Raw genomic sequence first — 25,775 nt, forward strand, 5'->3', positions numbered from 1 at the left:
TACCCATCTTTTTACAAACAAAATCTAATAAATAAAAATGAATACAGAACAGTTTGTGAGCCGTCACATTTCCCTTAATGAAGCCGATAAACAGGCGATGTTGGAAAAACTTGGCGTTTCTAGTATTGAAGAGTTAATTTCTCAGACCATTCCTTCTTCTATCCGTTTAGAAAAAGATCTTGAGATCTCAGAACCACTTTCGGAATACGAAATGCTGAACCATTCAAAAGAATTGGCGTCAAAGAATACAGATTATACAAGCTATATCGGTTTCGGGTACCACAATACACTTTTACCTTCAGCCATCCAAAGGAATATCTTTGAAAACCCTAGCTGGTATACGGCATATACACCGTATCAGGCAGAAATTGCACAGGGAAGACTTGAAGCTCTTCTTAATTTCCAGACTGTAGTATGCGATCTTACAGGTTTTGCACTGGCTAATGCATCTTTGCTGGATGAATCTACTGCTGCGGCTGAAGCAATGCATATGTTCTTCAACAACAGATCTAAAGACCAGAAAAAAGCAGGAGCTAATAAGTTCTTTATTTCTGACCTTGTCCTTCCTCAGACAGTTTCTGTACTGAAAACAAAAGCGGAAGGATTAGAAATTGAGATCGTAATAGGTGATCATAAAACACATCAGTTTGATGGTTCTTATTATGGTATTTTATTACAATATCCTGGTAAAAACGGAATCGTTTTAGATTATACTGAAGATATCGTAGAATATAAAAAACTGGATCTTCAGGTAGCTGTTGCGTGTGATCCAATGGCATTGGTAAAGCTTAAATCTCCTGCTGAGATGGGTGCTGACTGTGCTGTGGGAACTTCACAGAGATTCGGTATTCCATTAGGATATGGAGGTCCTCACGCTGCATTCTTCGCTTGTAAAGAAGATTATAAGAGAGATATTCCGGGAAGAATCATCGGGGTTTCTCAGGATATGTACGGAAAACGTGCATTGAGAATGGCCTTACAGACAAGAGAACAGCACATCAAGAGAGAGAAAGCTACTTCCAATATCTGTACAGCTCAGGTTCTTTTAGCGGTAATGGCCGGAATGTATGCTGTTTATCACGGTCCAAAAGGATTAAATTATATCGCTGATCAGATCCACTTTAAAGCAAACGCTTTGAAAGGAGGTCTTAAAGCTTTAGGATATCAGGTTGTAGAAGAGCCGATCTTCGATACCGTGAAAATGACAATGTCTGAAGAAGAGAAAGGAAGATTGATGAGAATGATGCAGGATCACAGACTTAACCTTAACTACTTTACAGAAGGGGTAGTAAGTGTTGCGATCAACGAAAGCACAACATTGGAGAAACTAAATTATCTGATGGCTTCTTTTGCTCAGTTCAAAGACAAGCAGACTTTCAAACTGGAAATCAAAGAAGGATACAGCATTCCGGAAGAAAACCTGAGAAAAGACGAAATTCTTACAGAATCAGTATTCAACAAATACCACACGGAAACAGAATTGATGCGTTACATCAAACGTCTTGAGAGAAAAGACTTATCATTGACGCATTCAATGATCTCTTTAGGATCTTGTACGATGAAACTGAATGCTGCTACGGAAATGTTACCGCTTTCATGGGCAGATTGGGGTAGTGTACACCCATTCGTACCGGTAGATCAGGCTGGAGGATATCAGCAGATGATTGCAGAGCTTGAAAAAGATCTGGCAACAATCACTGGTTTTGCAGGAACTTCTTTACAGCCAAACTCAGGTGCTCAGGGTGAATATGCAGGTTTGATGGTGATCAGAGAATACCATATTTCAAGAGGAGACCACCACAGAAACGTGGTATTGATTCCTCAGTCTGCACACGGAACAAACCCAGCTTCTGCTGCAATGGCAGGAATGAAGATTGTAGTTGTGAAAAACCTTGAGAACGGAGAAATTGATTTCGAAGATCTTAAAGCTAAAACAGAACTTCATTCAGAGAACTTATCTGCTGTAATGATCACTTATCCTTCTACTTACGGATTCTTTGATGCTAACATTAAAGAAATTACCAACCTTATCCACGAGCACGGAGGACAGGTATATATGGACGGTGCCAATATGAACGCTCAGGTAGGATTTACAAGTCCTGGAAACATCGGAGCTGACGTTTGCCACCTTAACCTTCACAAAACTTTCGCCATTCCTCACGGAGGTGGAGGTCCTGGAGTAGGTCCTATCTGTGTTGCTAAGCACTTAGTACCTTTCCTTCCTTCTAACGCAAACATCAGAATCGGAGCTAAAGAAGCTATTGACGGTATTTCTGCTGCACCTTACGGTTCAGGATTGATCTTAAACATTTCTTACGCTTACATTAAAATGTTAGGAACGGATGGTCTTAAAAAGGCTACAGGACATGCTATTATGAATGCTAACTACCTTAAGGAAATCTTAGCAGAACACTTCCCAATCTTATATTCAAACGAAAACGGAAGAGTAGCGCACGAATGTATCGTAGATTTCCGTCAGTTCAAATCTTTAGGAATTGAGGTGGCTGACGTTGCGAAGAGATTGATGGATTATGGTTTCCATGCTCCTACCGTTTCTTTCCCTGTTGCAGGAACACTGATGATTGAGCCTACAGAATCTGAAAGCAAGGCTGAAATTGATCGTTTTGCTGAAGCATTAATCTCTATCAAAAAAGAAATCGATGAAATTGCAAACGGAGAAGCTGATCCGGCAAACAACGTATTGAAAAACGCTCCTCACACAGAACAATTGGTAATCTCTGATTCTTGGGATAAACCATACAGCAGAGAAAAAGCTGCTTATCCGTTAGAGTGGGTAAGAGACCACAAATTCTTCGCTTCTGTATCAAGAGTAGACGAAGCTTACGGAGACAGAAACTTAGTATGTACCTGTGAGCCGATTGAAGCTTATATGTAATTAAAAGTTTTTTTAACAATAAGAAATCCCTTTCAGTAATGAGAGGGATTTTTGTTTTTATAGTCTTGCGAGCAAAGCGAAGCAATCTCTTTAACACAAAATTCGCAAAGATTTGGACTACTAACTGATTATAACGTTCGCAAAGGCGTTCCACTCAGCAAAGCTTAAACGATGTGTTTTTTCAGCAAATTGCGAGACTTGTACGGCCGTTGTCATTGCGAGCGTAGCGAAGCAATCTCAAAGCAGCGATGATTGTTCTATTTCGTTTTGATTAATTCTTCAAGTCTGGTCATCATATCATCCTTTTCCTTCAGCATTCTTTCGTAAAGTGCGATTTTCTCTTCATGTATTTTAAGAATGGTTTCTACAGGATTGAATACAGGATTAGTATTATGTGCATTGAATATTGAACCATTATCTAAAGAAAAAGTATTAGCGATAATATTTACAGCATGTTCTTCATCAAAATTTTGAAATGCTTCCACAGGAATTTTTAAAACTTCAGAGATTTTTTGAAGAAGTGGATCTTCAATCGTTTCTTTCTGTTCCAATAATGAGACTTTCTTCTGGTTCCAGTCATCACCTAAATCCAGTGCCAGAGCTTCCTGTTTGATGCCCAGCATTTCTCTGAATCTTTTTACGTTTCTTCCCTGATGTATCTTTTGTTCCATTTGTGGTTTTAAGCTTATTTGAAGGTTTATGATGAGTAAAGATAGAAAATTGTAGTGGATATTAAGATGTGGGGCTGAAAATTTGGCCAAATTCTTTTTGATGAAAACAAAAACACTTCCCAAAACTGAGAAGTGATTTGTAATTCTTATTTTATTTCTGTTATCTTCTTTTATAGCTGTAGGCAACTAATATGGCTACACCCATCGTAAGAACGGTTATCATTGAAATCGTTTCAATGGAGATTCCACTTTTCATCTGTGTGTTTTCTTTTTCACATGAATAAAAGAATAATACTGTCATCAGCAGACAGCCCAGGAGTAATTTTTTAATCATACAATGTATTTGTTTGGTTACTAAAGTTTTATCATCAAAAACTATACCGAGTTTGTAGACTAAAAAATATGGTGTTTTACAATTTTTCAATATTGTTTTTTCCTTCATCCCAATAATAACTATCCGGATAGATTCTTGCTCCAAAAACAGCAGTTCCCACCCGTACAATGGTAGCACCCTCTTCAATGGCGGTTTCCAGATCGCCGCTCATCCCCATAGAAAGTTCGGTCATTTCAACATGGGGAATGTTTTCCCGGATCATTTCCTGTTGCAGGTTTTTCAGTACTTTAAAGCATTTCCGGACCTTTTCTGTTTCTGCACTGAAAAGGCCGATGGTCATTAATCCTTTTATTTTTAATGTCGGAAATGTTGAAACTTTCCGTATGAATTCGGCAGCATCACCGGGAGCAATACCGAATTTACTTTCTTCATTTGAAGTGTTCACCTGGATTAAAACTTCAATCGTTTTCTTTTCGGCAGAAAGTCTCTGATGTAATTTTTCAGCCAGATCCATCCGGTCAAGAGACTGAACGCAGGTCACATCATATTTAAGGATATCTTTCACTTTGTTGGTCTGCAGGTGTCCGATAAAGTGATTTTCATGAGGCATATCTTTTAGAGCTTCGTATTTCTCCTTCAGCTCCTGAACTTTATTTTCAGCAATTAAAGTTTGCCTGTGTTCTAAAGCTGTTTTGATCCGTTCCGCAGAAACAGTTTTGGTGGCAAGCAATAGTTTTACCTCTCCCGGGTCTCTTCCGGATCTTTCACAGGCAGTTTTTATCCGGTCATTGATGATCGTCAGATTGTGGAGAATATCTTCTTTCATGACTGAATAATTGGTCTGGATTCCAGTTTTTTGATCAAAGCAGCCTTTACAGCCGTTAAAGCATGATCCTTTGCTTCTGCAAACGAAACAGAATATTTTCTTTCGATTGTTCTCATATCCTCAGGAAACCGGTTTAGCAATTGATCATAGAAGGTGTCAAGAAATTCATCAGAAGGCATTTTATAATTGATCTTCAGCTGAAAACGTCTCAATAAAGCAGTATCTATGATTTCAGGATGATTGGTAGCACAGAGTAACAGGGCATTTTCAGGATAATAATCGATCAGCTGAATAAGGGTGTTGACCAGTCTTCGCATTTCTCCTACATCTTTATCATCGCTTCCCCTTGCTTTTCCGATCTGATCCAGCTCGTCAAGAAAAAGTACAGACCGCTCTCTTGCAGCCTTATCAAAGATCATTTTAATATTCTGGGAAGTTTCCCCGATCCTGGATGAAACAATATTGCTCAGGTTCAGAATAATGATGTTTTTTCCTAAGGTATTGGCAACGGCTTTTGCAGTCATTGTCTTTCCGCAGCCCGAACTTCCCTGCAGCAGGATCTTATTGTTGACCGGAAGACCATATTCCTGAAGTTCCTTGATATAAGTGTGTTCTTTGATAAGCTGTATCAGCTGATCTCTGTTATCTTTATCGAGAAATACTTCATTCAGGTTAACCGGTTCTTTATCCTGAATAATAAGGTTGTATAAATTCATGATGATTGGATGATTCTTGAATAAACAAAGATAAAGCTTTATTGTATGCTGTAATATATCCTGAATGAGAATAAAGAGGTAGGCCAGAAAGAGAAAACAGATAGATAGAGAATTTGCTTACATCTGTGAAAGACTGCGTTCTAATAAAAAAGTAAAGCCAGACTATTGCCCGGCTTTACTCATTTGGATATTAAAATTTGTTATGAAACTAAGATCTTCTTGTTATGTTTTTGGGCCCTTTTACCCTGTGAGTAAAAGAGCAGGTCTGATTTCTCAGAGCAAAAACATAAAACAATATAATTAGTATAGTTTTGCTATAGGCTTATTTATTTTAAGAATTAGTTTCTTTCTCTTCTTGCTGTTGTAAAATATGAAGCGAATACAATCACACATGTTGCAATACCGATGTAAGTTACCATTTTGTTTTATTTTTAATTATTTGACTTTTTTTTATCAATCTTTCAATTGCAATATTACAGCTTTCAAATCACGTGCCAAAGTAAAATACCATGATGTATATCAGTGTGTTATGTGTTGATTATTTAATTTTTGTATGATTTTTTGTTTACAATAAGTTAATGTATTATTGTGAATTTATTGATATATTTATTGTTCTGTCTGTAAAATTATGAGAAAATGGTAAGCCTTTCGTAGCTTATATATTAGAGTTGATAAAACAAAAAATAAATAATGCTCAGCATAATACCTATGTGTAACGAACTTTCCCGATCTAAAATTGATCTGAGGGAAGTCGTTTTTATGTTAAGAAAATTTATTTTTCGACTTAATTTTTTTAATAAACACTTTTGTCACATTATCGGTTTTATGACAGTGCCCACTCTTTTTTCTGTCAAAAAGTGGAATAGGGTGACAGATAAGGTCATTTGAATCTGACAGTAGTCTTAAAGTACTGGAATGCTTTTAGTATTTTTGTACAAAGAATGAATTATGGGACGCAGTTATATTTTCCTTGCCTTAGCAATTGTATTTGAAATCATAGCAACTACTTTTCTGAAGAAATCTGAAGAATTTTCAAAACTGTGGCCTTCAGTAATCACGGTAATAGGATATGCCTGCGCATTTTATTTTCTGAGCCTCACGCTTCGCCAGATTCCGGTAGGAATTACCTATGCCATCTGGTCTGGAGTAGGCATCGTGTTTATTACAATGATCGGGATTATTGCTTTCAGACAGGTTCCGGATCTGCCGGCCATTATCGGAATTGCACTGATTGTGATTGGAGTGATTATCATCAATGTTTTTTCAAAGATGGGTACCCATTAAGCGATAATATCCTGCGTAGTCTGGAGTTTTTTCCAGTGTTGGGATCTGTTTTTGTATAAAAAGAATTTCCCCAGCTTGTATTTAAACTGTAAATATCCACGGAACTCAATGCCATCAAAAAGAGTATAAGAAATATCCGGATCTTCCTGTAGTGCCTGCCTGATCCCTTCACTGAATACGGTGGGACCTGTAGTGGCATGTACATCATTGGGATAACGGTGATTTTCTATATTATCAAGCATCAGCTCCAGTACTTTCTTTAAAAACGGATGGCCTTTGGCAAAGATAAGACCCCACTGAACATATAAATTGTCATGCCTTTCCCTGCTGATGACAGCCTGGTCGCTTTCATTGATGAGTTGTCTCAGAGGTCTGGTTATCGTACTGTCGATATCCAGATAGATTCCTCCCTTTTTATACAGGATGGCATATCTGAAAAAATCAGCTCTGGCTGCACCGATGGTAAGTTTATGATAGTTTTTTATGTACCTGGGCGGAAACTCTTCGGTGATGAACTTCTCAATATCGTTGTCGTCATAGAAAAAATAGAGATATTCAGGATTCTTTCTTTTCATGTTCCAGATATGAAATTGCGTAATCAATGGAAGCTTTTTTGTCTTGAAAGTCTGAAATATTTGTTTGGGTATGGCCATATTCTTTTATTATAGATATCCTTAAACAGGTTTTTAATTGTATTAAAAACTTGTTGTGAAAATTATTTTTCTAAAAGTGGCTTCGGTATTTAGATCGCATTTTACGGAGATAGTTAAATATTTAATCCTAAAAAATTAAACATTTATTTAATTTTATCAAATGATGATGGGCATCTGTTTGAAAATGAATACGTAGACCTTTTAGTGTAATGAATAAATCAATGACTGGAAGAAATTGAATAAAAAGATCCTGTCATAGAAGATATCCAGGCTGTTTTCAATAATGCAGTCTGTATGTATAGTTGTGTCTGTAACAAAAGTCTCTTCTACAAATACAAACCATAATTCTGAAAGTCCGTTTCGTCTTTTGAATTCTTCAGAATCATTACAGTCCGGAAAAGGAGTATTTTTAAGATCATAAAAAACAATACCTTTCTTTATTCCGTGGTGTTCTATAATATTAATAGGATGGCGGATGTAGCTCAGTACTTTGATTTCCGGATCAAAGCATTCTATAAAATGATGAAGGTCGATGAGCTGTATTACTTTTTCTTCTTGCTGTGATGCTGTCATAAAAAAACATTCTGAGGTTATTTCCCTGGTTAATTCCTGAAAGACTGCTAATTCCATATGCATTGATTAAATAATGCAAAGAAAAACAGAATAAGAGTGCATGAATTTGTTTTTATACCAAACACCCGGTATTTTATACAAAATCAAAGAAGCATAATTGGTATAATAAAAGTGAGGTTTTGTATAATATTATGCCACAACGTGAAGTAATGTCTATTTTTGCTGATGATAAAACCCTGTCTGAGCATATGAAGTACAGTTCCTGGAAATTTAAAGAAACAGCAGTGATGGATTTTCTGGTAGAAGAGCAGTATACCTTCCGGAGACATTTGCTGTTTCTGATATTCTTTTTCTTTTTAATATACAGTGCCAGATTCTGGCATGGATATTCAGGAATTTATCAATATTATGTTCTGTTCTTTGTATATGCTATACTGATTGCCATGGTATACATTAATATTTATGTACTGGTTCCCCGGTTTTTCTTTAAGACAAAATACATTACCTACCTTGTGTTTATTGTTTTGATGGGAGTTGTAGGGCTTAATATTATCGGATACGGTTTTAAACTTTTTTTTGCAGATTTTAAGGTAGGAGCAGTGCATAAAGAAGGAGAAAAAGGAGGAATCTATGAAGGGGTATTGATGTGTATTCCCATCATCCTTACTACGACAACCATAAAACTTTTACAGAAGTGGATTAGCGATAATAAAAAGATTAACGAACTGAACAATCTTACGCTGAATATGGAACTGAATGAGCTCAGAAATCAGATCAATCCCCATTTTCTGTTTAATATGCTGAACAATGTGAAGGCACTTATCCGCACAGATCCCGCAAAAGCTTCGGTGGTGATTGTAAAATTATCCGAATTTCTCAGGTATCAGCTGTATGAAAACAGTGAAGAAAAAACTTTACTGGCCTCAGAAATTGATTTCCTCTCCAATTTTTTAAACCTTGAAAAGATAAGACGTGATCATTTTTCATTTGATATTGCTGCCCCATTGGATAAAAGAATACTGAACAGTACTTTTATTCCTCCGAATTTATTTACCACTTTTGTTGAAAATGCCGTAAAGCATAGTGTAGATATCAGTGGAGAAGAATCTTATGTGAAAATAGAGATCCATATTGAAAACAAACAGCTTCATTTTGTCTGTGTCAATTCCAGAAGCGTCGGCTATATAATTCCGGATAAAAAAAACAGCGGGCTTGGGCTTGCCAATATTACCCGAAGGCTGGAGCTGCTCTATAACAACACCTTTGAACTGAATATACAGTCAGAAGATAAAGAATATATAGTCAACTTAAAAATTCCCGTATGATGAATTGTATAATAATAGATGATGAACCTTTAGCAAGGGCTGAAATGAGATCACTGATCGAAGAGAATGCAAAAATTGATATTCTGGGGGAGTTTTCAAATGCACTCTCTGCACTTGAATTTTTGAAGGATAATGAAGTGGATCTTATTTTTCTTGATATCGAAATGCCAATGGTGACCGGACTTGAGTTTGCAGAAATGCTTCCCAAAAAATCCCTGATTATTTTTACAACAGCCTATTCTCAATATGCTTTGAAAAGCTATGAGCTGGAAGCAGTAGATTACCTGCTGAAGCCCATCGATCCTCAGAGACTGGAAAAAGCCATTGATAAGGCAGTGCTGTATACCGGGCTTTTATCCAAAGATACAGTGAAAAATACAGTAGAATCCAATACAGCAGATTTTTTGTTTATTAAAGCTGAAAGAAGATTTTACAAAATAAGCTTCTCAGATATCAAATTTATAGAAGGGCTTAAAGACTATGTTGTCATCCATACCCGTCAGCAGAAGCTGATCACAGCTATGAACCTGAAAACCATTCATCAGAAAATTTCCGGGGAAAATTTCATCAGAGTAAGTAAATCATACGTTGTGAATGGAGATTATATTGATTCATTTGATAATCATAATATCTATATAGAAGACTCCGAAATTCCTCTTGGAGAAGTTTACAGAACCGAATTTTTTGCAAAATTTGCCGGAGGTCTTCTGAATTCAGACTAGTGTCTTATAAATAATGAGTAATAGGGTAGCGGATCATACATTTAATAAAGCTTCTGATCTTTTTCACAATAGAAGCTCCTTCTTTTTCCTTTACCCGTTTGTTTTTTGATCAGTTTTTGTCCACAAACCGGGCATATTGATCGGGTATGAACCAGCCAGTGTTTTTTCAAAACAAACTCTCTTTTCCATTTCAGAAAATCAAAACTGTAGTTTCTGGCTTCAGCAATAAGTTCTTTTCGTTTTTTGGCGGGAATATTTCCCAATAAGCTTTCCGGTTGCACTCCAATCCTGAAAAGCACTTCATTTTTAATAATATTTCCGACACCTGAAAAAATATCCTGATTCATCAATGCATCACAAACCATCATTTTGGGATTGGATTTGAGCTTCTTTTCGGCTTTTTCAGGACTCCATTGATCACTCATGACATCAGCTTCCCAATCGATAGAAGATAAAAATTCAGGATCAACAGTTTTAACGGAACAGGTGTAGAAGTACATTCCACCTTGTGAGAAAATAAGAGACAGACGCAGGCTTTTATCAGGCTTGGTCTGTTCATCAATACTGTAAGACCCGAACATTAATAAATGAATCCTGATTACAGCATTCTCAAAAACAAGATAAGTCTGTTTCCCAAAAGTACGGATCTCAAGCAAGGTCTGACCAGCGAACGGTTCTTTGTCGAATTTGGCATTACCTGAAGCTTCTGTTACCTGTTGACCAACAAAAGGCTGCAGGTTTTCTTTCATTAAAATAATAGATGGACCTTCAGGCATAGCTTTCTCTTTACGGTAGAAGTTCAAATACCGTTCCGTAAATCATGTGCCGGAATGCTACTTACAATCTTATTTTTTCTTTCCGACAAATCGTATGACAGAACCGGTTCCGTTATGAAACAGACCCTCATGAAGTTCAATTTCAGTTTCCATAAGTTCTATGATATCATAATTCGGAAAATCAGCTTTGATTTCATCAATGGAGAATAATGATTCAATATCTTTAGGGCCGCCTACCTTTTCGTTTTTGGCAATATATTGAAGATGATTCTTACTGAAAGCTTCAAAGATAACAAGACCGCCTTTGCGTAAATACTGATGGAGCATTTGGTGTATGGAAGACTTTATATCAGCAGGGAAATGAGCATAAATAAGCGCAATAGCGTCAAACTGTTCTTTCTGATAATTCAAAGCAGAGAGTTCTCCTACCTGGTAGTCTATACCTACCCGATGTTGTCCGGCAAGCTGTAAAGCTTTCTTTTGTCCATTCGTGCTGATATCAAAAGCAGAAACTTGCCATCCTTTTTTAGCTGCAAAAACAGCATTCCGTCCTTCACCTTCGGCAGGAAACAGGATAGAGCCCGGGGCGATATTTTCCAGCTGCTGTTTCAGATAGTGATTCGGCTCTGTTCCATAGGCAAACTGTTCGCTGTTATATCTTTCATCCCATCTGTTGAGCCATGTATTATCTGTCATTTTCAAAAAAATTTAATCCTGTTTTTTAATCCTATCAAATGTAAACTATTTTCATCTGTTTCCTGATGTTGAAAAAGCATTTATAATCATAGATTTTCTGAATAACAGACAGACTAAAAGCAGGACGAAATATAATGGTAACGTATTGTACCATCAGACAGAGCTATTTATACTTTCAGACTTTGATTACTTCCTTCTTCCAACTTCCTTCCTAATACCTGATTCTTCTCTAATAAAAATCTCAATACTATTCCATACAATTAAAATTTGGAGTAATTTTGAAAAATGATGAATTTAAACCAGATTTTCACCAATCAACGTACAGGAAATAATCCACATACCAAAGCTTCAAGAACTGATTTTCAGAGAGATTTCGACAGAATTATCTTCTCTTCCGCATTCAGAAGACTGCAGAACAAAACCCAGGTTTTTCCTCTTCCGGGAAGTGTATTTGTACATAACAGGCTGACGCATTCCCTGGAAGTATCTTCTGTGGGACGAAGCTTGGGAAGTATTATCGGTGAATTTATTGCTGAGGAATTTAATAATGAACTTACTGAAGATTCAAAGAATTTTTATTTATATAATTTAGGAAATGTAATTGCTGCAGCTTGTTTGTGCCATGATGTAGGAAATCCCGCTTTCGGACATTCCGGGGAAGATGCTATTGCAAGCTATTTTGAAAGGAATGAAAAAGATCTGAAATCAAAATTCAATGAAAAAGAGTGGGCAGATCTTGTGAATTTTGAAGGAAATGCCAATGCGATCAGAGTTCTTGCTCAGCAGCAACAGGGGAAAGATGCAGGAGGTATTCAGCTTACTTTTTCTACCCTGGCAAGTATCGCTAAATACCCGTGTGAGGCTATAGCCAAGAAAAAAGGAATCATTCACAGGAAGAAATTCGGTTTTTTCCAGAATGAAAAAGATATATTTCTTGAAATAGCCAAAGGAACCCAGCTTATTTCTGAAAGCGAAGAACCTCATATTTTCAAAAGACATCCGTTTGTATGGCTGGTAGAGGCAGCTGATGATATATGCTATAATATTATTGATATGGAAGATGCCCACAGGTTGGGAATTGTATCTACTTCCGACTGCGAAAACCTTTTCTTCGAACTTGTGAAATCTGAAAGCAATGATATTGAGCGTGTGAAGAGCAAACTGGCTTCCATCTCCAATGAAAATGAAAAGATCTCTTATCTGAGAGCAAAAGCGATCAATGCCCTGATCAATAAATCTCTGGAGATTTACAAGCAGAATTTTGAAACCATCCTGACAGGAAACCTGGATAAAGGACTTCTGGATATTTATAAATCTGAAAACAATGCTTTGCAGGATATAGAATCTTTTTCCATTGAAAAAATCTACAATCATAAAGCTGTTGTAGAAATTGAGAATGCCGGTTACAATGTAATGTATGAATTGCTGGATCACTTTATTCCTTCCATTCTTAAACCTGAGGAAGAAAGAAAGTCTTATGATAAAAAAGCATTGAAACTTTTGCCAAGGCAGTTTGTATATGATCATGGAACAGACTATCAGAAAGTTCTTGGGATCATTGATTTTGTTTCAGGAATGACAGATAACTATGCCACGGATCTCTACAGAAAGATCAAAGGAATTGATATCGGAATGACAGTTTAATATGGCTAGAAAGGATATTGGAAGTGATTATGGGTTTCATAATAATATGATACCCTGTTTCAATATATTGAAGATGAATTGCTATTGATGTCTTGACAACTTCTTTCTTTCAGTCCCCAATTTCCTTGCAAAAAAACAGAATACCCAGGTTCAAATATTATTTCTATCTTTATCAGTAACAATACTAAAAACTGAACTATGGGAATTTATCTGGCGCCCGTTATCATCTTCGGGCTTATCATTCTATTCGCTTCTTTCTTTGTGGTAAAGCAGGAAACGGCAGCTATTATCGAGCGTTTCGGGAAATTTCAGGCAGTAAAGCATTCAGGACTTCATCTGAAACTTCCTATCATTGATCAGATTGCCAAAAGACTTAATCTGAGAATCCAGCAGCTGGATGTAATGATTGATACCAAAACACTGGATAACGTATTCATCAAAATGAAAATATCAGTACAGTATCAGGTGATCAGAAACCAGGTAGGAGATGCCTATTACCGTTTGGAAAATCCGGAAAATCAGATCACTTCTTTTGTATTCGATGTAGTGCGTGCTGAAGTTCCGAAACTGAAGCTCGATGATGTGTTCGTAAGAAAAGACGATATTGCGGTGGCAGTGAAAAGTGAATTGCAGGAAGCGATGAACAGCTACGGATATGATATTATCAAAGCACTGGTAACCGATATTGATCCGGATGAGCAGGTAAAACATGCCATGAACAGGATCAATGCGGCGGAAAGAGAAAAAACGGCTGCAGAATATGAATCTGAAGCCCAGAGAATCAGAATTGTAGCCGTTGCAAAAGCAGAAGCTGAATCCAAAAAATTACAGGGGCAGGGGATTGCCGACCAAAGAAGGGAAATTGCAAAAGGACTTGAAGAATCTGTAAGGATGCTGAATAATGTGGATATCAATTCTCATGAAGCTTCTGCACTTATTGTGGTAACCCAGCATTATGATACTTTACATTCTGTGGGAGCCAGCAACAGAAGTAATCTTGTACTTCTTCCCAACTCACCAACGGCAGCAAGCGGTATGCTGAATGATCTGGTAGTTGCCATGACAACAGCCAATACTGTAGGAGAAGCAACCAAAGGAAAGTATCCTGATCCTCCTGAAAAAGCAACAGGATATTAAGAAAGGAAGATGAAGACCGGAAGAATGAAGTTGTTGCAGTCGAAGGCTGAGATAGAGATTTGTTTTAAAGCTGATTTTTAGATGAACATTTATACATAGGGATAAAAATTGTTGTTATCAGATCATAATTTCCAGCTTCGATCTTCCAGCCTTCTAAAAATAATAAAACGCTTCAGAATTTCTGAAGCGTTCTATTTTATTTCTTTGTTTTAGAAACCTGTTCTATCAATGTGTATTTTATTGAAGATGCATCTGCCGGTGGATTGGCGATCTTTTCTGTTTTCACTTTCAATACATACTCATATCCGGGTTCATAAGTGAATCCTTCAATATTGCTGTAGAAATTCTGCCAACTGTCAGATTCTTTTTCTTTCACCTGCATGCACTTCATACGGCCTGCACCTGCTGAGCAGTCTACAGTCTGTGCACCTATAATAAGTGTTTTCTCATTGGCTGTGGCAGCATCTTTTTTCGTTTTGGAAACCTGCTTTACCAAAGTATATTTTATAGAAGAACCGTCTGCCGGCGGATTGGCAATTTTTTCTGTTTTTACTTTTAATACATATTCATATCCCGGTTCGTAAGTAAACCCTTCAATGTTGGTATAGAAATTTGTCCAGTCTCCTGACGCCGTTTCTTTTACCTGCAGACATTTCATAGGAGCTACCCCTGTACAGTCTGCAGTTTGTGGTCCTACGATGAATGTTTTTTCATCAGCAGCAGAAGCTCCGGCAGTAGTTGTACATTGTGTCATAGCAAATAATGCTAATGCGGGAACTGTCCCTTTTAGAATTGTTGCGATCATTTTCATAAACCTTATTTTTGAACCATACCTCGCAATTACCATGCCGAAATTGAGTTTTAAAAATTTGTAGTACTTCTGCTATTGCTTTTTAGTTTTTTAATCACTTATTTTGAGAATCTTAATGATCATAATCAAAACACATAATTCTTTATTACATATGGATCATCAAATTCAAAATGAAAACTACAGGATTCAGAAACCTGAAATATGGGCAGGATATATTGACGATCAGGAAATTATCAATAGAATAAAAGATTCCGAATTTGTCAGAAAACAAACCGATGAAGGCAGAGATCACTGCTATTTTTTAGATAAGAAATATTATACCAGCAATACTGAAAACAGTGAATATGTCTGTATGGCTTACACGCTGAATGAACCTGGTAATCTTGAACGGGCCTCTGCTTCGGATATTATCGTAGAAGAAAATGAAGTTTATCAGCTTCACAGAATCAGTGTTTTGAGAGACGGAGTACTGATTGATAAGATTCCGGATACGAAAATCAAAGTCCTGGACAGTGAGAATCAAAGCGGAGGCGGGGTTTTAAGCAGCAATAAAAAAATCAATATTACGATCAAAGATCTCAGATTGTATGATGTGTTGATTTTAGAGGATTCCAGGATCAAAGTTTTTACAGACCGTGATTTTCTCAGAAAGGAATTCTCAAAGTATGTTTGGGTAAGCCCTGATAATTACTGGAGCTATGGGAGCTTTAAATTTTCTTTTATTAATGAGCGTGAGCAGACAATAGCCTATAAAAAAACATTCTTCCGGGATGAAAAAGGAAATGTGCTGGAACCGGAAATTAATTATCTGAAGAAAGGAGAGCGATTTGTGATTGAAGAAGAAAATTATGTCAATCCTGTAGATTCCGGGCGTGAAATTTTTCCTTTTGTAGATTTTGCTACAGAGGCTGAATGGAAAGAACTTTCCAATTATATTGTTCCTTTTTATGAGGAAATTTTCAATGCCTCTTCTTTAAAAAGCTTTGCTCCGAATCTTGTTGAGCAGTTAGATGCAATTACTGATCTGGATGAAAAACTTCAGTTTGCTATAGAATATGTTCAGAATCATATTTATTATGTATTTAATGCTGATGAGATGAACGGGCATAAGCCACAGGCGCCATCTGTTACTTACGAAAACAAGCAGGGGGATTGTAAGGCGAAATCTGTTTTAATGAAAGTAGTTCTCGATTATATTGGGGTAGACGCTTCAGTGGTATTGGTAAACTATAATGCAGATTATTATATTAAATATTATCTGCCGTCTCTGCTGAGCTTCAATCATGTGGTTGTAAAAGTAATTTACAAAGGTGAAGAACATTTTATAGATGCTACCATCCGGGATGAATTCGGGCTGATTGAAAACAGGGGATTTACATATTTTATGCATTATCTGGAAGTGAAACCTGATCAGGAACTGCAGATCAGAAAGCCTTACAGATATGACTACTTCTGTATTGATGAGAAAGTGGATTTTAATGTGCAGGGCAATTCCGGACAACTGAAGCTGACTACTGTCTGTAAAGGTAACCGGGCTAATGCCATGAGACGGTATTTTAAAAGCACCAACAAAAGAGAGATCATAGACAGCTGGAACAGTTTCCTTTTTTATTGTCTTAATTATTCCAATGACCGGAACGGAACGGACCTGAGAAATGTATTCCGGGATGCGGCAATTGATATTGTGAGTGATGATAAAAAACTGAATGAATTTAAGATACAATATACAGCCACTGTTGAAAATCCTTACTATTCAGATCCACAGAATAACCGTTTTCTGATGTATTTTGACCGGAATCTTGTCAAAGAAAATGTGAGAGATTTTATGCATAAAGACATCCCTTTCTGGCATAATTTCGACAGTCAGAAATATGAAATTAACCTGTATACAGACCAGAAAATAGATACAGATGAAAAATATACTGTTCAGGAATGTACAATAGCAAACCCCTATTTTGATTATAAAAGCCGTAAGAAAGTTACTAAAAACGGAGCCAGTGTGTATATAGAATCAAGTCCTTTGGTGAATGTTGAGATCCCACAGAATGAGTTTGAAAAATTCAGGGCTGATCACCATATTGTGGCTGACAGTAATTTCGGGCTGGGAATTGATATTATAGAACCGGGATTGATGAATAGGCTTAAGTTTAGTTTTAAAAAGAAATTTAAGTAGAAAATAAGATTTGAATTTTGAAGATTGTTTTCCGGTGTTTTCGGGGTTTCGGCGGCTTTGCCGCCGAAACCCCGAATAGCTTTCAAAAAGCCTTTATAATCTGGGGAGGATATGGATAAAGAATCTGAAAAATATAAATAAAAGAAACAGTAAAAAATAAAAAGAAGAAATGATGATAAAAATAGGTTTCACTGCTTTTCTTTTGGCTTTTTCCACTCTTTTGAGTGCGCAAAAACTGAAGAAAGAAGATATTACAGGATTTTGGAAGCTTAAAGAATCAGGATCTTATGAAAATAAAACGAGGGTAAAAAAAGATTTTGACAACTGCCTTTTAATGAGAAATTATACATTAAGAGACGATGGGTTTGCCATCTACAACTATATTGAAGGAGGTACGGGAAATTGTCTGCCGTCTGAGCCGAGACTCAGTCTCTGGAAAATTGTTGACAACAGAATTCAGTTTTATATAGGTAAGGATACCATTATTGAAGAGGTTATGGTTTCTTTTAATAAAGATAATACGATGACTTTTTCAAGCTATATTCCAACACCGGTGAAAGATAAAGACCCAAAGCTTGAAAAGGTACTGAATATGATCCATTATGATGTTCTTGAAAAACAGTATTAGAAAGAAGTTGACCTTCTCAGATGTTTGAAGAGTCTGATTGACGAGAAAATAAATTGCCACGGACATGCAAATTAAAAAAAGATTTGTATGTCCGTGGCAATTTTATTCCTCTGCAGATTGATTATGAGGAATAGTTTCTTTAAACTTTTGCTTACCGGTCAGTAATTCAAAAAACAGTCTGAAATCTGAAATTAAAGACCATAAAGGATACTTGAAAGTCGCCGGTTTATTCCTTTCAATCACGGCATGGCTGAACCAGGCAAACCCGTATCCGAAAATAGGAATATACCATAAAAACCTTTCTTTTCCTGAGCTGATAACATATCCTATAACGAAAAATACGAGCAGGGTTCCGATAAAATGGAAAATCCGGGTTCCTGTTTTACTGTGCTCGGTAAGATAAAACTGATAAAACTCCCTGTATGTTTTGATTCTTTCAGACATGGCGGTTTAGTTTATTGATTATAATGGTGTTATAGCAATAATTCTGCCGATTTTTTATACCCGTCTCAAAAACTGAAGATATTATTGTCCGGATTTAAAAAGTTGAATTTGACGCAAAAAAGAAAAAGGCAAAACAACAAATCAGCCTCTTTACAGAGTAACCTTTTTGTTATTTTGCCTTTCCGCAGTTTTGCTGCTTAGCTATTTTTATTTATTTGCTGTTTAATTCTTTTCCAAGCTTACTGTTTTTATATCCGTAGCAGAAGTAAATGACCATTCCGATCAGGAACCACATTCCGAACCAGAACCAGTTTTCATGGCTCATTCCGGTAAGAAGATATAAACATGAGCTTAAACCGATCAATGGGATTAACGAAAGATTTTTCACAAATGCTACAATACACATAATCAGGTTGATCAGGATAAAGAAGAAGATAGATGCTCTGAATTCACCCTCTTTAGGATCTGACCAGTCCATCAGAGTTTGGAAAAACTCCGGCTGCCAGTAATAAAATGCAATTAAGCCTCCTATAAAAATAACAGGGAAAATAATCTTTCCATTCACATAAGGAAGGTGAAATCTGCCTTTTATTTTTTCTTTGGCAGGCAGAACAAGCACTCCCGCACATACCAGTACAAATGCGAAAATTGTCCCGATGCTGGTAAAGTCAAGGATGAATGTTTTATCCGTAAATAAGATTGGAATTCCTACTACAATTCCGGTAACAATCGTTGCGTAAGAAGGTGTCTTGTATTTAGGATGTATCTTCTGAAATCGTTGTGGCATCAGCCCGTCACGGCTCATGGCGTACCAGATTCTTGGCTGTCCCATCTGGAAAACCAGCAATACGGTAGTAATGGCAACAATAGCTACAAAAGAAACAATCAGTTCCATCCACGCTACATTGGCATTGGTCTTTTCAAATATGAAAGAAAGAGGATCTCCTACACCGTCAAACTTTTTATAATCTACCATTCCGGTCAGCACCAAAGTAAGAGCAATATAAATCACTGTACATAAAACAAGGGAGATAATCATCCCTTTCGGTAATGTCTTCTGCGGATCTTTTGTTTCCTCAGAAAGTACACTTAGTGCATCAAAGCCGATATAGGCAAAAAACACTCCTGAAACAGCACTCATTACCCCTGCAAAACCATTTGGCATAAAAGACGGTACTCCTGTCGCAGGACTTACCGGCGTCCAGTTGTCTGTATTGATATAGGCAAAACCTACCAGAATAACCAGGATGATCACACCAAGCTTCAGGATTACGAGAGAGTTGTTGAAATTTTTACTTTCTTTCACTCCCACATAACAAAGCCATGTTATCAGGCCGTTGATGACCAAAGCCGGGATATCAACAATAAACTTTAAGCTTCCGATCAGTGGGGCCGTATTCCATGCATTCAGCAATTCTTTATTTTCAGAGCCGTATTGAACAGCTTTTCTGGCTTCTGTATAGCTGCATGTCAGATAATCAGGGATATGCATTCCGAGACGCCCCAGAAAACTGGTGAAATAATCAGACCATGAGAAGGCTACATAAATGTTTCCGAAAGAATATTCCATGATCAGGGCCCATCCGATGATCCAGGCAATTAATTCTCCAAAACTGGCGTAGGCATAAGTATAAGCGGAACCTGCCGTGGGAATTCTGCTGGCAAATTCAGCGTAGCATAATGCTGTAAAACCACAGGCAAAACCGCAAATCAAATATAGAAGGATAACACCGGGGCCACCTCTGAAAACGGCTTCTCCCAAACTGCTGAAACTCCCAGCTCCAATAATGGCCGCAATACCAAAAAATACGATGTCCCATACACCTAAGACCCTTAAAAGTCCCGTCGAAGTATCTGTATCCGAATAGATTTTTCTTCTAAAAAGTTGACTCATTCAATAACTATATTTGATTTGAAAAAAAGCAAATGTAATGATTTTTTATTTTGATGTTAACAGTCGTTAAGAACATTTAAGTAAAAATAACGGCTCAAATGGGTTTAATCTTTATAAACAGGTATTTCCACATAGCTGTCATTATACCAATTTATTTCCAGTGGTTCCCCTGCATCCTTTACCGTTTCATCACTTACATCTTTTCCGGTTCCGTAGTTGATCTGCCAGTTAGGATTTTTATTGACCCCAACCAATAGCAGAAGTTTACTTCCTTTTTCTACCTTTTTACTGATGAAAAACGAATTATTAACCGGAATTTGCTCCATCATACCAGGCTTAAGAAGCTGGCGCACCTCATTGTTCTTTGCATAGCTTGCCCTTATCATATGAGTTGACAGCAGAAATGGCTTCCCATCCGGCTGGATCTGGTATAACGAAGTATCGGTATCAAAATCTTTTTTGTTGATGGAAACATTAAAAACTCCTGCAAGATTTCCACTGATGATCATATCTTTATCCAGAACTTCGCTTTCAAAAGCAAGGGAGCTGTTCATTTTTATACTGTCTTTTTTGCTGATTTTATAATAGATATCCTTCTCTTCTCTGTTTTTTAAATCAACAGTTTGTTTTGTAAAGCTCTTGATATCAGGTTTATTGAATGCTGATGCGGAATTTTTACGGTCCTGAAGATAAAATTTAAGAGTTGAGGTATGCATCTTTTCCAGATCGGAAACATGTTTCCATGTATTGGTATTCATGACCTGGAAATTGATTTTATCTTTTAAAATATCAGGTTTTTTGCCATCCTTAAGAATATAATCAAACCAGGAAAAAGCAAGATCATCAATACTTATCCTGGCCACAGGATCAATAGGGGTGCCGTTCAGGTAAGTATACCCGAAATTTTGTGCTCCTCCGTGGTTATAAGGGCCTATCACCAGATAATGGTTTGCATTTTTATTATATTGATGATGCTTTTTAAAATAATACAAAGCGCCTATCTGATCAGCATCATAATACCCGGTTGTTGTTAAGATAGGAATATTGATTTTAGAAAAATCCTTTTTATAAGGAACCATTTTCTGCCAGTACGAGTCATAGCCCGGATGATCCAGCCACCGCTGGAATATTTTGCTTGGCTTGCCGCTTATCGTATCCAAAGCCCTGAATGCTTTACCGCTTTTATACCATTTTGTATTAATGGAGTCCCATTTTACGGAATTGGCAAAGTCGGCTTCATCGGTAAATTTATTATTAGTGACATATTGAATCCACTGAAGCATATAGCTCATGAAAATACTATTCCGAGCCGGATAATCAATCCCGATTCCTACGGCAACTTGGGGTACGATTGTTTTTAGTGCCGGATGAAGTTTTTTTACGGCCGCCCATTGGCTGAACCCTAGGTAACTTCCACCGATCATTCCCACTTTACCATTGCTCCAAGGCTGTTTGCTTACCCAATCTATTACCTCATAGATATCCTGTGATTCATGTTCAAAAGGGTTGTTTTCATCATTGCTGTTTCTCTTCCCCCGGGTATTGACTACCGCTCCCACATAATTATAGACTGCAGCTCTTTTTCCAAAAAAATCATCGATGAGTCCTGCATAGATATTATTGGTAAAAATAACGGGAAGAGGAGACTTATTCTCTTTTTTTCTGACAATGGTGATGGTCAGGGTATTTCCATTTTTTGTTTTAAGATCTTTTTTCTCAATAATGAATTTTTCCTGATCTTTTGAGGCCAGCAGCTGCATTACCTGAGGTTTGATGCCTGAATAGGTTTTATGGTTTAAATAGCTTCTGCATAAAGCCATGGCTGATCTGTAATCAATACTGTCTTTTCCTTTTTGCTTTTCCAGTGCTTTTTTCAGTTGCTTTCTTGATTCGCTTACATTTCCGTCAACGGCAAGACCTATTCTGGGGATCAGTTTATCCGGAAGACTCTCATATTTTCTGTTAAATACTGCCTGAAGCGCTTGGGAAAAAGAGATCTTTCGATCTGCTTCAGCCTGTTTTGCCATGGTGTACAGTTCATAACCCAGGAATCTGTAGTCCCCCATATTATGATCTGCAAACTGATTACGGTTTTCAGCAAGGGTGGTCAGAGATTTTTTATAATCTTTCGCCACGATCTGTAAACGGAAAAGAGCATCAGAAAAATCTACATCATTTTTGGGCTTATATTTCTCCGACTGCAGAAGAGGAATCACTTGTGAGGCCAGTGCCGGCATCTGTTTTTCCAGAATAAGTGAATCAGTTACAGCTGTTTGGGGGAAATAAAATTTTTGAGCCTGTATCAGGTTTACAAAAATTAATGCTAAAAGTATCTTAAATTTCATGGAATAGGGTGTTTATGGTATGTTTTTAGCTGCTGTTCAAAAAGAATCAGTTCAAAATATATTTTTGATAACTGTTTTCTAAAATTGTTTACATTTTATCAGACTAAAGTAAGAAATTTTATCATGTGACAGTGAAATCTTTTTATTGTTGTGAGATCTTTAATTTCCAGGCATTAAATCTGTTAAAACTTGCTTAAACAATAAGTTTTTAATATTTTCGTTAACTTATTTAGACTAATTTTCTTATATCGGGAAGAATGAAATCAAAAAAAATACTTTTAGCGGCTGCAGTCATCTATTTCGGAATCTCCGAGGCTCAACAGTCCCAATATTTTACACAGAAAGAAAATTACAGATTCAATCTAGCTGAAAATCTTTACCAGACCAAGATATACAACGCCTCCCAATACGAATACGCAAGACAATATTTCTACAACCAGAATTTGTCCCGTTCGAAAAAGGAGGCGGCGCAGTTTTTTGATAATGTGATAGGGGTTATCCTTCAGAAAAATCATGCTGAAGAAGGGTTGACGGCTTTCATGAAAGAATATCCGAATTCTGCTTATTTTGCCCAGGCCAATTTACCGCTGGCAGATTATTATCTGGCTAAGAAAGATTTTGACAAAGCATTGGAAACTTTAAAAAAAGTCAATCAGTATCAGCTTTCAAAAGAAGAGAATACCCAGTATATCCTGAAGCTGGGCTATGCCAAATTCATGACCGGTGATTCTAAAGGAGCAACGGATGCACTGGAAGAGGCTTATAAAACAGCTGATCAGTCCCAGAAAGGAGATATTGCCTACATGCTGGGGCATTTGTATTACAGCAACAGGCAGAATGATAAAGCTTTCCAGTATTTTGATTCTGTAAAAGATCAGGATAAGTTCTCTAAGCTGGTTCGTCCTTATTATGTGCAGATGTACTATAACGATAAGAATTATGATAAGGCCATCTCTGAAGGAAATGCTTTGCTCAATGAAAATATTTCAGATTCTTATAAGGCAGAAGTACATAAGATCATCGGGGAGAGTTATTTTATGAAAAATGATTATACCTCTGCATACCCACACTTGAAAGATTATCTGAGCGTACAGCAGAACCCGTCTGAAAATGATCTTTATGAGATGGGATTTGTGGCGGCTCAGTTAAAAAAATATGATGAAGCTGTTTCTTATTACAACCAGCTTCTGAACAGCAATTCGGCTTTGGCACAGAATGCTTACTATCAGTTAGGGAACGCCTATCTGGCAGTGGATAAAAAACAGGAGGCCCTTTCTGCATTCCGTTCTTCTTATCAGATGGATTATGATGCGAAAGTGAAAAAGCTGGCGCATGAGCAATATGCTAAGTTAAGCTACGATATCGGAAATCCGTTTGAAAGTCCTTCGGCGGTTATTCAAAGCTATATTAACGACAACCAGGATGCTGCCAATGCTTCAGAAATGAGATCGCTATTGGTGAAATCTTATCTGTATTCCGGAAACTATAAAGAAACCCTGAATGCAATTGACAAGCTGCAGAGCTCAACTCCTGATATCAATAAAGTGGATCAGGAAGTTTCTTATTTATTGGGAACTGAAGAGTTTAACAAAGGAAATTATGATGAAGCAGAGAAGTATTTCTTAAGAAGTCTTGCTTTCAATATCAATAAAGAATTTAACAGCAGAGCATTATACTGGCTGGCACAGGTATATTATCAGAAAGCTAATTATCCGTCTGCGATTGTTCGTTATGAAAAGCTTCTTAATGAAAGTTTCCCGGAGAAACAGCAGCTGCCGTATGATTTAGGATATGCTTATTTTAAATCTAAGAAATTTGACCAGGCTGCTACCTATTTCAAACAGTACCTGGCCAATCCGAAACCTGAGTTTAAAAATGATGCGGAGCTTCGACTGGCAGACATTCATTATGCCAATAATGATCTGAACGAAGCGATTGCTATCTATGACAAGAATGAAGATTCAACAGATTATACGGTTTATCAGAAAGCAATGGCTTTAGGATTCAAAGGAGATACCCAGGCTAAGATTACCAATCTGAAAAACCTTTTATCAAAATATCCGGATTCTGAATATTACGATGATGCACAGTATGAAATAGGAACTGCCTATGCAGCTCAGGATGATTTTGCCAACTCCAATGATTATTTTGGAAAAGTAATTAAAGAATCTTCCGACAAAGACCTTATCGCCAATGCATCCATCTACAGAGCGCAGAATTATATTGACCAGAATCAGAATGACAAAGCACTTTCTGAATTGAAATCTCTGGGAGAACAGTATAAAAATACAGCATATGCCCAGAAGATCGTTCAGGCAGCAAAACCACTCTTTACGAAAAACGGAGATGTTTCAGGATATGAAGCTTTCGCCAGAAATGTAGGAGTGAATGTAGATGCTTCTGAAATTGATGAAATCAACCTGTCTACAGGTAAACAATATTTTGCGAAGAAAGATTATAAGAATGCCATTTCTTATTATGAAAAGTATCTGACACAAAACCCTACAGGTGAAGGATTGTACCAGGCGAAGTATGAATTGGGAGAAAGTTATTATCAGACCAATAATTCAACTAAAGCTTTACTTGTGCTTCAGGAAGTTGCTGGAATTCAGAATGATTACCAGGATGATGCAAAAACTCGTTTAGCTCAGATCTTCATTGCACAAGGGAATACTGCTGAAGCGAAAAAGTATCTGGAGGATATCAAAAACTCATCCAATATCAGCATTAAGAACTATGCAAATGTTGAGCTGATGAAACTGTATGCAGATGAAAAGAATTTCTCTGAAGCTGAAAAATTAGCCAATGCAGTTATTGCCAATTCCAAGAACTCTGCTGCTGTAATTGAAACGGCAAAAGTGATCAAGGCAAGAAGTCTGATGAACTCAGGAAAGGACAAAGATGCACAGACTGCTTATACTTCTCTTGAAAAATCATCCAATACATCGGTAGCTGCAGAAGCATTATATGCAAAAGCTTATTACCAGAACAAAGGAAAAGCTTTTAAATCTTCAAATGAAACAATCTTTAAGCTTGCCAATAATTATGCATCAGAAGACTATTGGGGGGCAAAAGCTCTGGTATTGATGGCGAAAAACTATATAGGGCTGAAAGATAATTACCAGGCAAGTTATACATGCGATCAGATCATTGCAAACTATAAGGACTTCCCGGAAATTGTTGCTGAGGCAAAAGAGGTTAAAAAGCAGATAAAAAAGTAAAAATGT

At 37.0% G+C, this 25,775-nt stretch carries 21 protein-coding genes; 9 read left to right on the forward strand and 12 right to left on the reverse strand.

Features of this window, described 5'->3' with window-relative positions:
- The first annotated feature begins 37 nt into the window (after positions 1 to 37).
- The gene (gene gcvP / locus ACTJJF_RS02535; protein ID WP_312300888.1) at positions 38 to 2,896 is read left to right on the forward strand and encodes an aminomethyl-transferring glycine dehydrogenase; all 2,859 of its coding nucleotides are present in this window, start codon (positions 38 to 40) and stop codon (positions 2,894 to 2,896) included.
- A 257-nt stretch (positions 2,897 to 3,153) separates the two neighbouring features.
- Here the strand turns inward: gcvP and ACTJJF_RS02540 are convergent, their stop codons facing one another.
- The 4 genes from ACTJJF_RS02540 to ACTJJF_RS02555 form a co-directional block, all read right to left on the reverse strand.
- Positions 3,154 to 3,567, reverse strand: a complete 414-nt coding sequence (locus tag ACTJJF_RS02540; RefSeq protein WP_440698576.1) for a helix-turn-helix domain-containing protein — start codon at positions 3,565 to 3,567, stop codon at positions 3,154 to 3,156.
- Positions 3,568 to 3,727: 160 nt separating this feature from the next.
- Positions 3,728 to 3,901, reverse strand: a complete 174-nt coding sequence (locus ACTJJF_RS02545) for a hypothetical protein (RefSeq protein ID WP_312300879.1) — start codon at positions 3,899 to 3,901, stop codon at positions 3,728 to 3,730.
- Positions 3,902 to 3,977: 76 nt separating this feature from the next.
- Positions 3,978 to 4,727 carry a YggS family pyridoxal phosphate-dependent enzyme gene (locus tag ACTJJF_RS02550; protein ID WP_440698577.1) on the reverse strand — a complete coding sequence of 250 codons (750 nt, stop codon included), beginning with the start codon at positions 4,725 to 4,727 and terminating at the stop codon, positions 3,978 to 3,980.
- A complete protein-coding gene (locus tag ACTJJF_RS02555) occupies positions 4,724 to 5,443 on the reverse strand; it encodes an AAA family ATPase (protein WP_440698578.1) in 720 nt (239 codons plus the stop codon). The genes ACTJJF_RS02550 and ACTJJF_RS02555 overlap by 4 nt, the downstream gene beginning before the upstream one ends.
- A 948-nt stretch (positions 5,444 to 6,391) precedes the next feature.
- Here ACTJJF_RS02555 and ACTJJF_RS02560 point away from each other — a divergent pair.
- A complete protein-coding gene (locus ACTJJF_RS02560; protein WP_312300870.1) occupies positions 6,392 to 6,727 on the forward strand; it encodes a DMT family transporter in 336 nt (111 codons plus the stop codon).
- Here ACTJJF_RS02560 and ACTJJF_RS02565 read toward each other — a convergent pair.
- On the reverse strand, positions 6,724 to 7,380 hold the full coding sequence (locus ACTJJF_RS02565) for a glycosyltransferase family 32 protein (RefSeq protein WP_440698579.1): 657 nt from the start codon (positions 7,378 to 7,380) through the stop codon (positions 6,724 to 6,726). The genes ACTJJF_RS02560 and ACTJJF_RS02565 overlap by 4 nt on opposite strands.
- A 201-nt stretch (positions 7,381 to 7,581) precedes the next feature.
- Positions 7,582 to 7,953 (reverse strand): hypothetical protein, encoded by a 372-nt coding sequence (locus ACTJJF_RS02570; protein ID WP_440698580.1) that lies wholly within the window; start codon positions 7,951 to 7,953, stop codon positions 7,582 to 7,584.
- Between the two features lie 191 nt (positions 7,954 to 8,144).
- On the opposite strand from ACTJJF_RS02570, the gene ACTJJF_RS02575 reads away from it, so the two are divergent.
- Together ACTJJF_RS02575 and ACTJJF_RS02580 are read left to right on the forward strand one after the other, a co-directional pair.
- Positions 8,145 to 9,278, forward strand: coding sequence for a sensor histidine kinase (locus tag ACTJJF_RS02575; protein WP_440698581.1), 1,134 nt, complete (start codon positions 8,145 to 8,147; stop codon positions 9,276 to 9,278).
- A complete protein-coding gene (locus tag ACTJJF_RS02580; RefSeq protein ID WP_440699222.1) occupies positions 9,278 to 10,000 on the forward strand; it encodes a LytR/AlgR family response regulator transcription factor in 723 nt (240 codons plus the stop codon). The genes ACTJJF_RS02575 and ACTJJF_RS02580 overlap by 1 nt, the downstream gene beginning before the upstream one ends.
- Before the next feature lie 41 nt (positions 10,001 to 10,041).
- Here the strand turns inward: ACTJJF_RS02580 and ACTJJF_RS02585 are convergent, their stop codons facing one another.
- Both ACTJJF_RS02585 and ACTJJF_RS02590 read right to left on the reverse strand, forming a co-directional pair.
- Positions 10,042 to 10,776 (reverse strand): DNA-formamidopyrimidine glycosylase family protein, encoded by a 735-nt coding sequence (locus tag ACTJJF_RS02585; protein ID WP_440698582.1) that lies wholly within the window; start codon positions 10,774 to 10,776, stop codon positions 10,042 to 10,044.
- A gap of 69 nt (positions 10,777 to 10,845) precedes the next feature.
- A complete protein-coding gene (locus tag ACTJJF_RS02590; RefSeq protein ID WP_440698583.1) occupies positions 10,846 to 11,472 on the reverse strand; it encodes a class I SAM-dependent methyltransferase in 627 nt (208 codons plus the stop codon).
- A 288-nt stretch (positions 11,473 to 11,760) separates the two neighbouring features.
- On the opposite strand from ACTJJF_RS02590, the gene ACTJJF_RS02595 reads away from it, so the two are divergent.
- Together ACTJJF_RS02595 and ACTJJF_RS02600 are read left to right on the forward strand one after the other, a co-directional pair.
- A complete protein-coding gene (locus tag ACTJJF_RS02595; protein WP_312301207.1) occupies positions 11,761 to 13,116 on the forward strand; it encodes a deoxyguanosinetriphosphate triphosphohydrolase in 1,356 nt (451 codons plus the stop codon).
- A gap of 198 nt (positions 13,117 to 13,314) precedes the next feature.
- Positions 13,315 to 14,253, forward strand: a complete 939-nt coding sequence (locus ACTJJF_RS02600; protein WP_065398288.1) for an SPFH domain-containing protein — start codon at positions 13,315 to 13,317, stop codon at positions 14,251 to 14,253.
- A gap of 196 nt (positions 14,254 to 14,449) precedes the next feature.
- Here ACTJJF_RS02600 and ACTJJF_RS02605 read toward each other — a convergent pair whose 3' ends face one another.
- Positions 14,450 to 15,064 carry a DUF4377 domain-containing protein gene (locus tag ACTJJF_RS02605; protein ID WP_440698584.1) on the reverse strand — a complete coding sequence of 205 codons (615 nt, stop codon included), beginning with the start codon at positions 15,062 to 15,064 and terminating at the stop codon, positions 14,450 to 14,452.
- A gap of 151 nt (positions 15,065 to 15,215) precedes the next feature.
- On the opposite strand from ACTJJF_RS02605, the gene ACTJJF_RS02610 reads away from it, so the two are divergent.
- Positions 15,216 to 17,237 (forward strand): hypothetical protein, encoded by a 2,022-nt coding sequence (locus tag ACTJJF_RS02610; protein ID WP_440698585.1) that lies wholly within the window; start codon positions 15,216 to 15,218, stop codon positions 17,235 to 17,237.
- A gap of 169 nt (positions 17,238 to 17,406) precedes the next feature.
- Entirely contained in the window at positions 17,407 to 17,865 is a 459-nt protein-coding gene (locus ACTJJF_RS02615) for a lipocalin family protein (RefSeq protein ID WP_312300844.1), read from the forward strand.
- Between the two features lie 102 nt (positions 17,866 to 17,967).
- Here the strand turns inward: ACTJJF_RS02615 and ACTJJF_RS02620 are convergent, their stop codons facing one another.
- From ACTJJF_RS02620 to ACTJJF_RS02630, 3 genes are all read right to left on the reverse strand, one after another.
- Positions 17,968 to 18,309: a DUF962 domain-containing protein gene (locus tag ACTJJF_RS02620; protein ID WP_312300842.1), complete on the reverse strand. Its 342-nt coding sequence runs from the start codon at positions 18,307 to 18,309 to the stop codon at positions 17,968 to 17,970.
- 211 nt (positions 18,310 to 18,520) lie between these two features.
- On the reverse strand, positions 18,521 to 20,203 hold the full coding sequence (locus tag ACTJJF_RS02625; RefSeq protein WP_440698586.1) for an APC family permease: 1,683 nt from the start codon (positions 20,201 to 20,203) through the stop codon (positions 18,521 to 18,523).
- A gap of 104 nt (positions 20,204 to 20,307) precedes the next feature.
- Positions 20,308 to 22,548 carry a CocE/NonD family hydrolase gene (locus tag ACTJJF_RS02630; RefSeq protein ID WP_440698587.1) on the reverse strand — a complete coding sequence of 747 codons (2,241 nt, stop codon included), beginning with the start codon at positions 22,546 to 22,548 and terminating at the stop codon, positions 20,308 to 20,310.
- A gap of 257 nt (positions 22,549 to 22,805) precedes the next feature.
- On the opposite strand from ACTJJF_RS02630, the gene ACTJJF_RS02635 reads away from it, so the two are divergent.
- Positions 22,806 to 25,769, forward strand: a complete 2,964-nt coding sequence (locus ACTJJF_RS02635) for a tetratricopeptide repeat protein (RefSeq protein WP_440698588.1) — start codon at positions 22,806 to 22,808, stop codon at positions 25,767 to 25,769.
- Positions 25,770 to 25,775: the final 6 nt, after the last annotated feature.

It is taken from the genome of Chryseobacterium sp. 22458 (assembly GCF_052044975.1).
Lineage (GTDB): Bacteria > Bacteroidota > Bacteroidia > Flavobacteriales > Weeksellaceae > Chryseobacterium.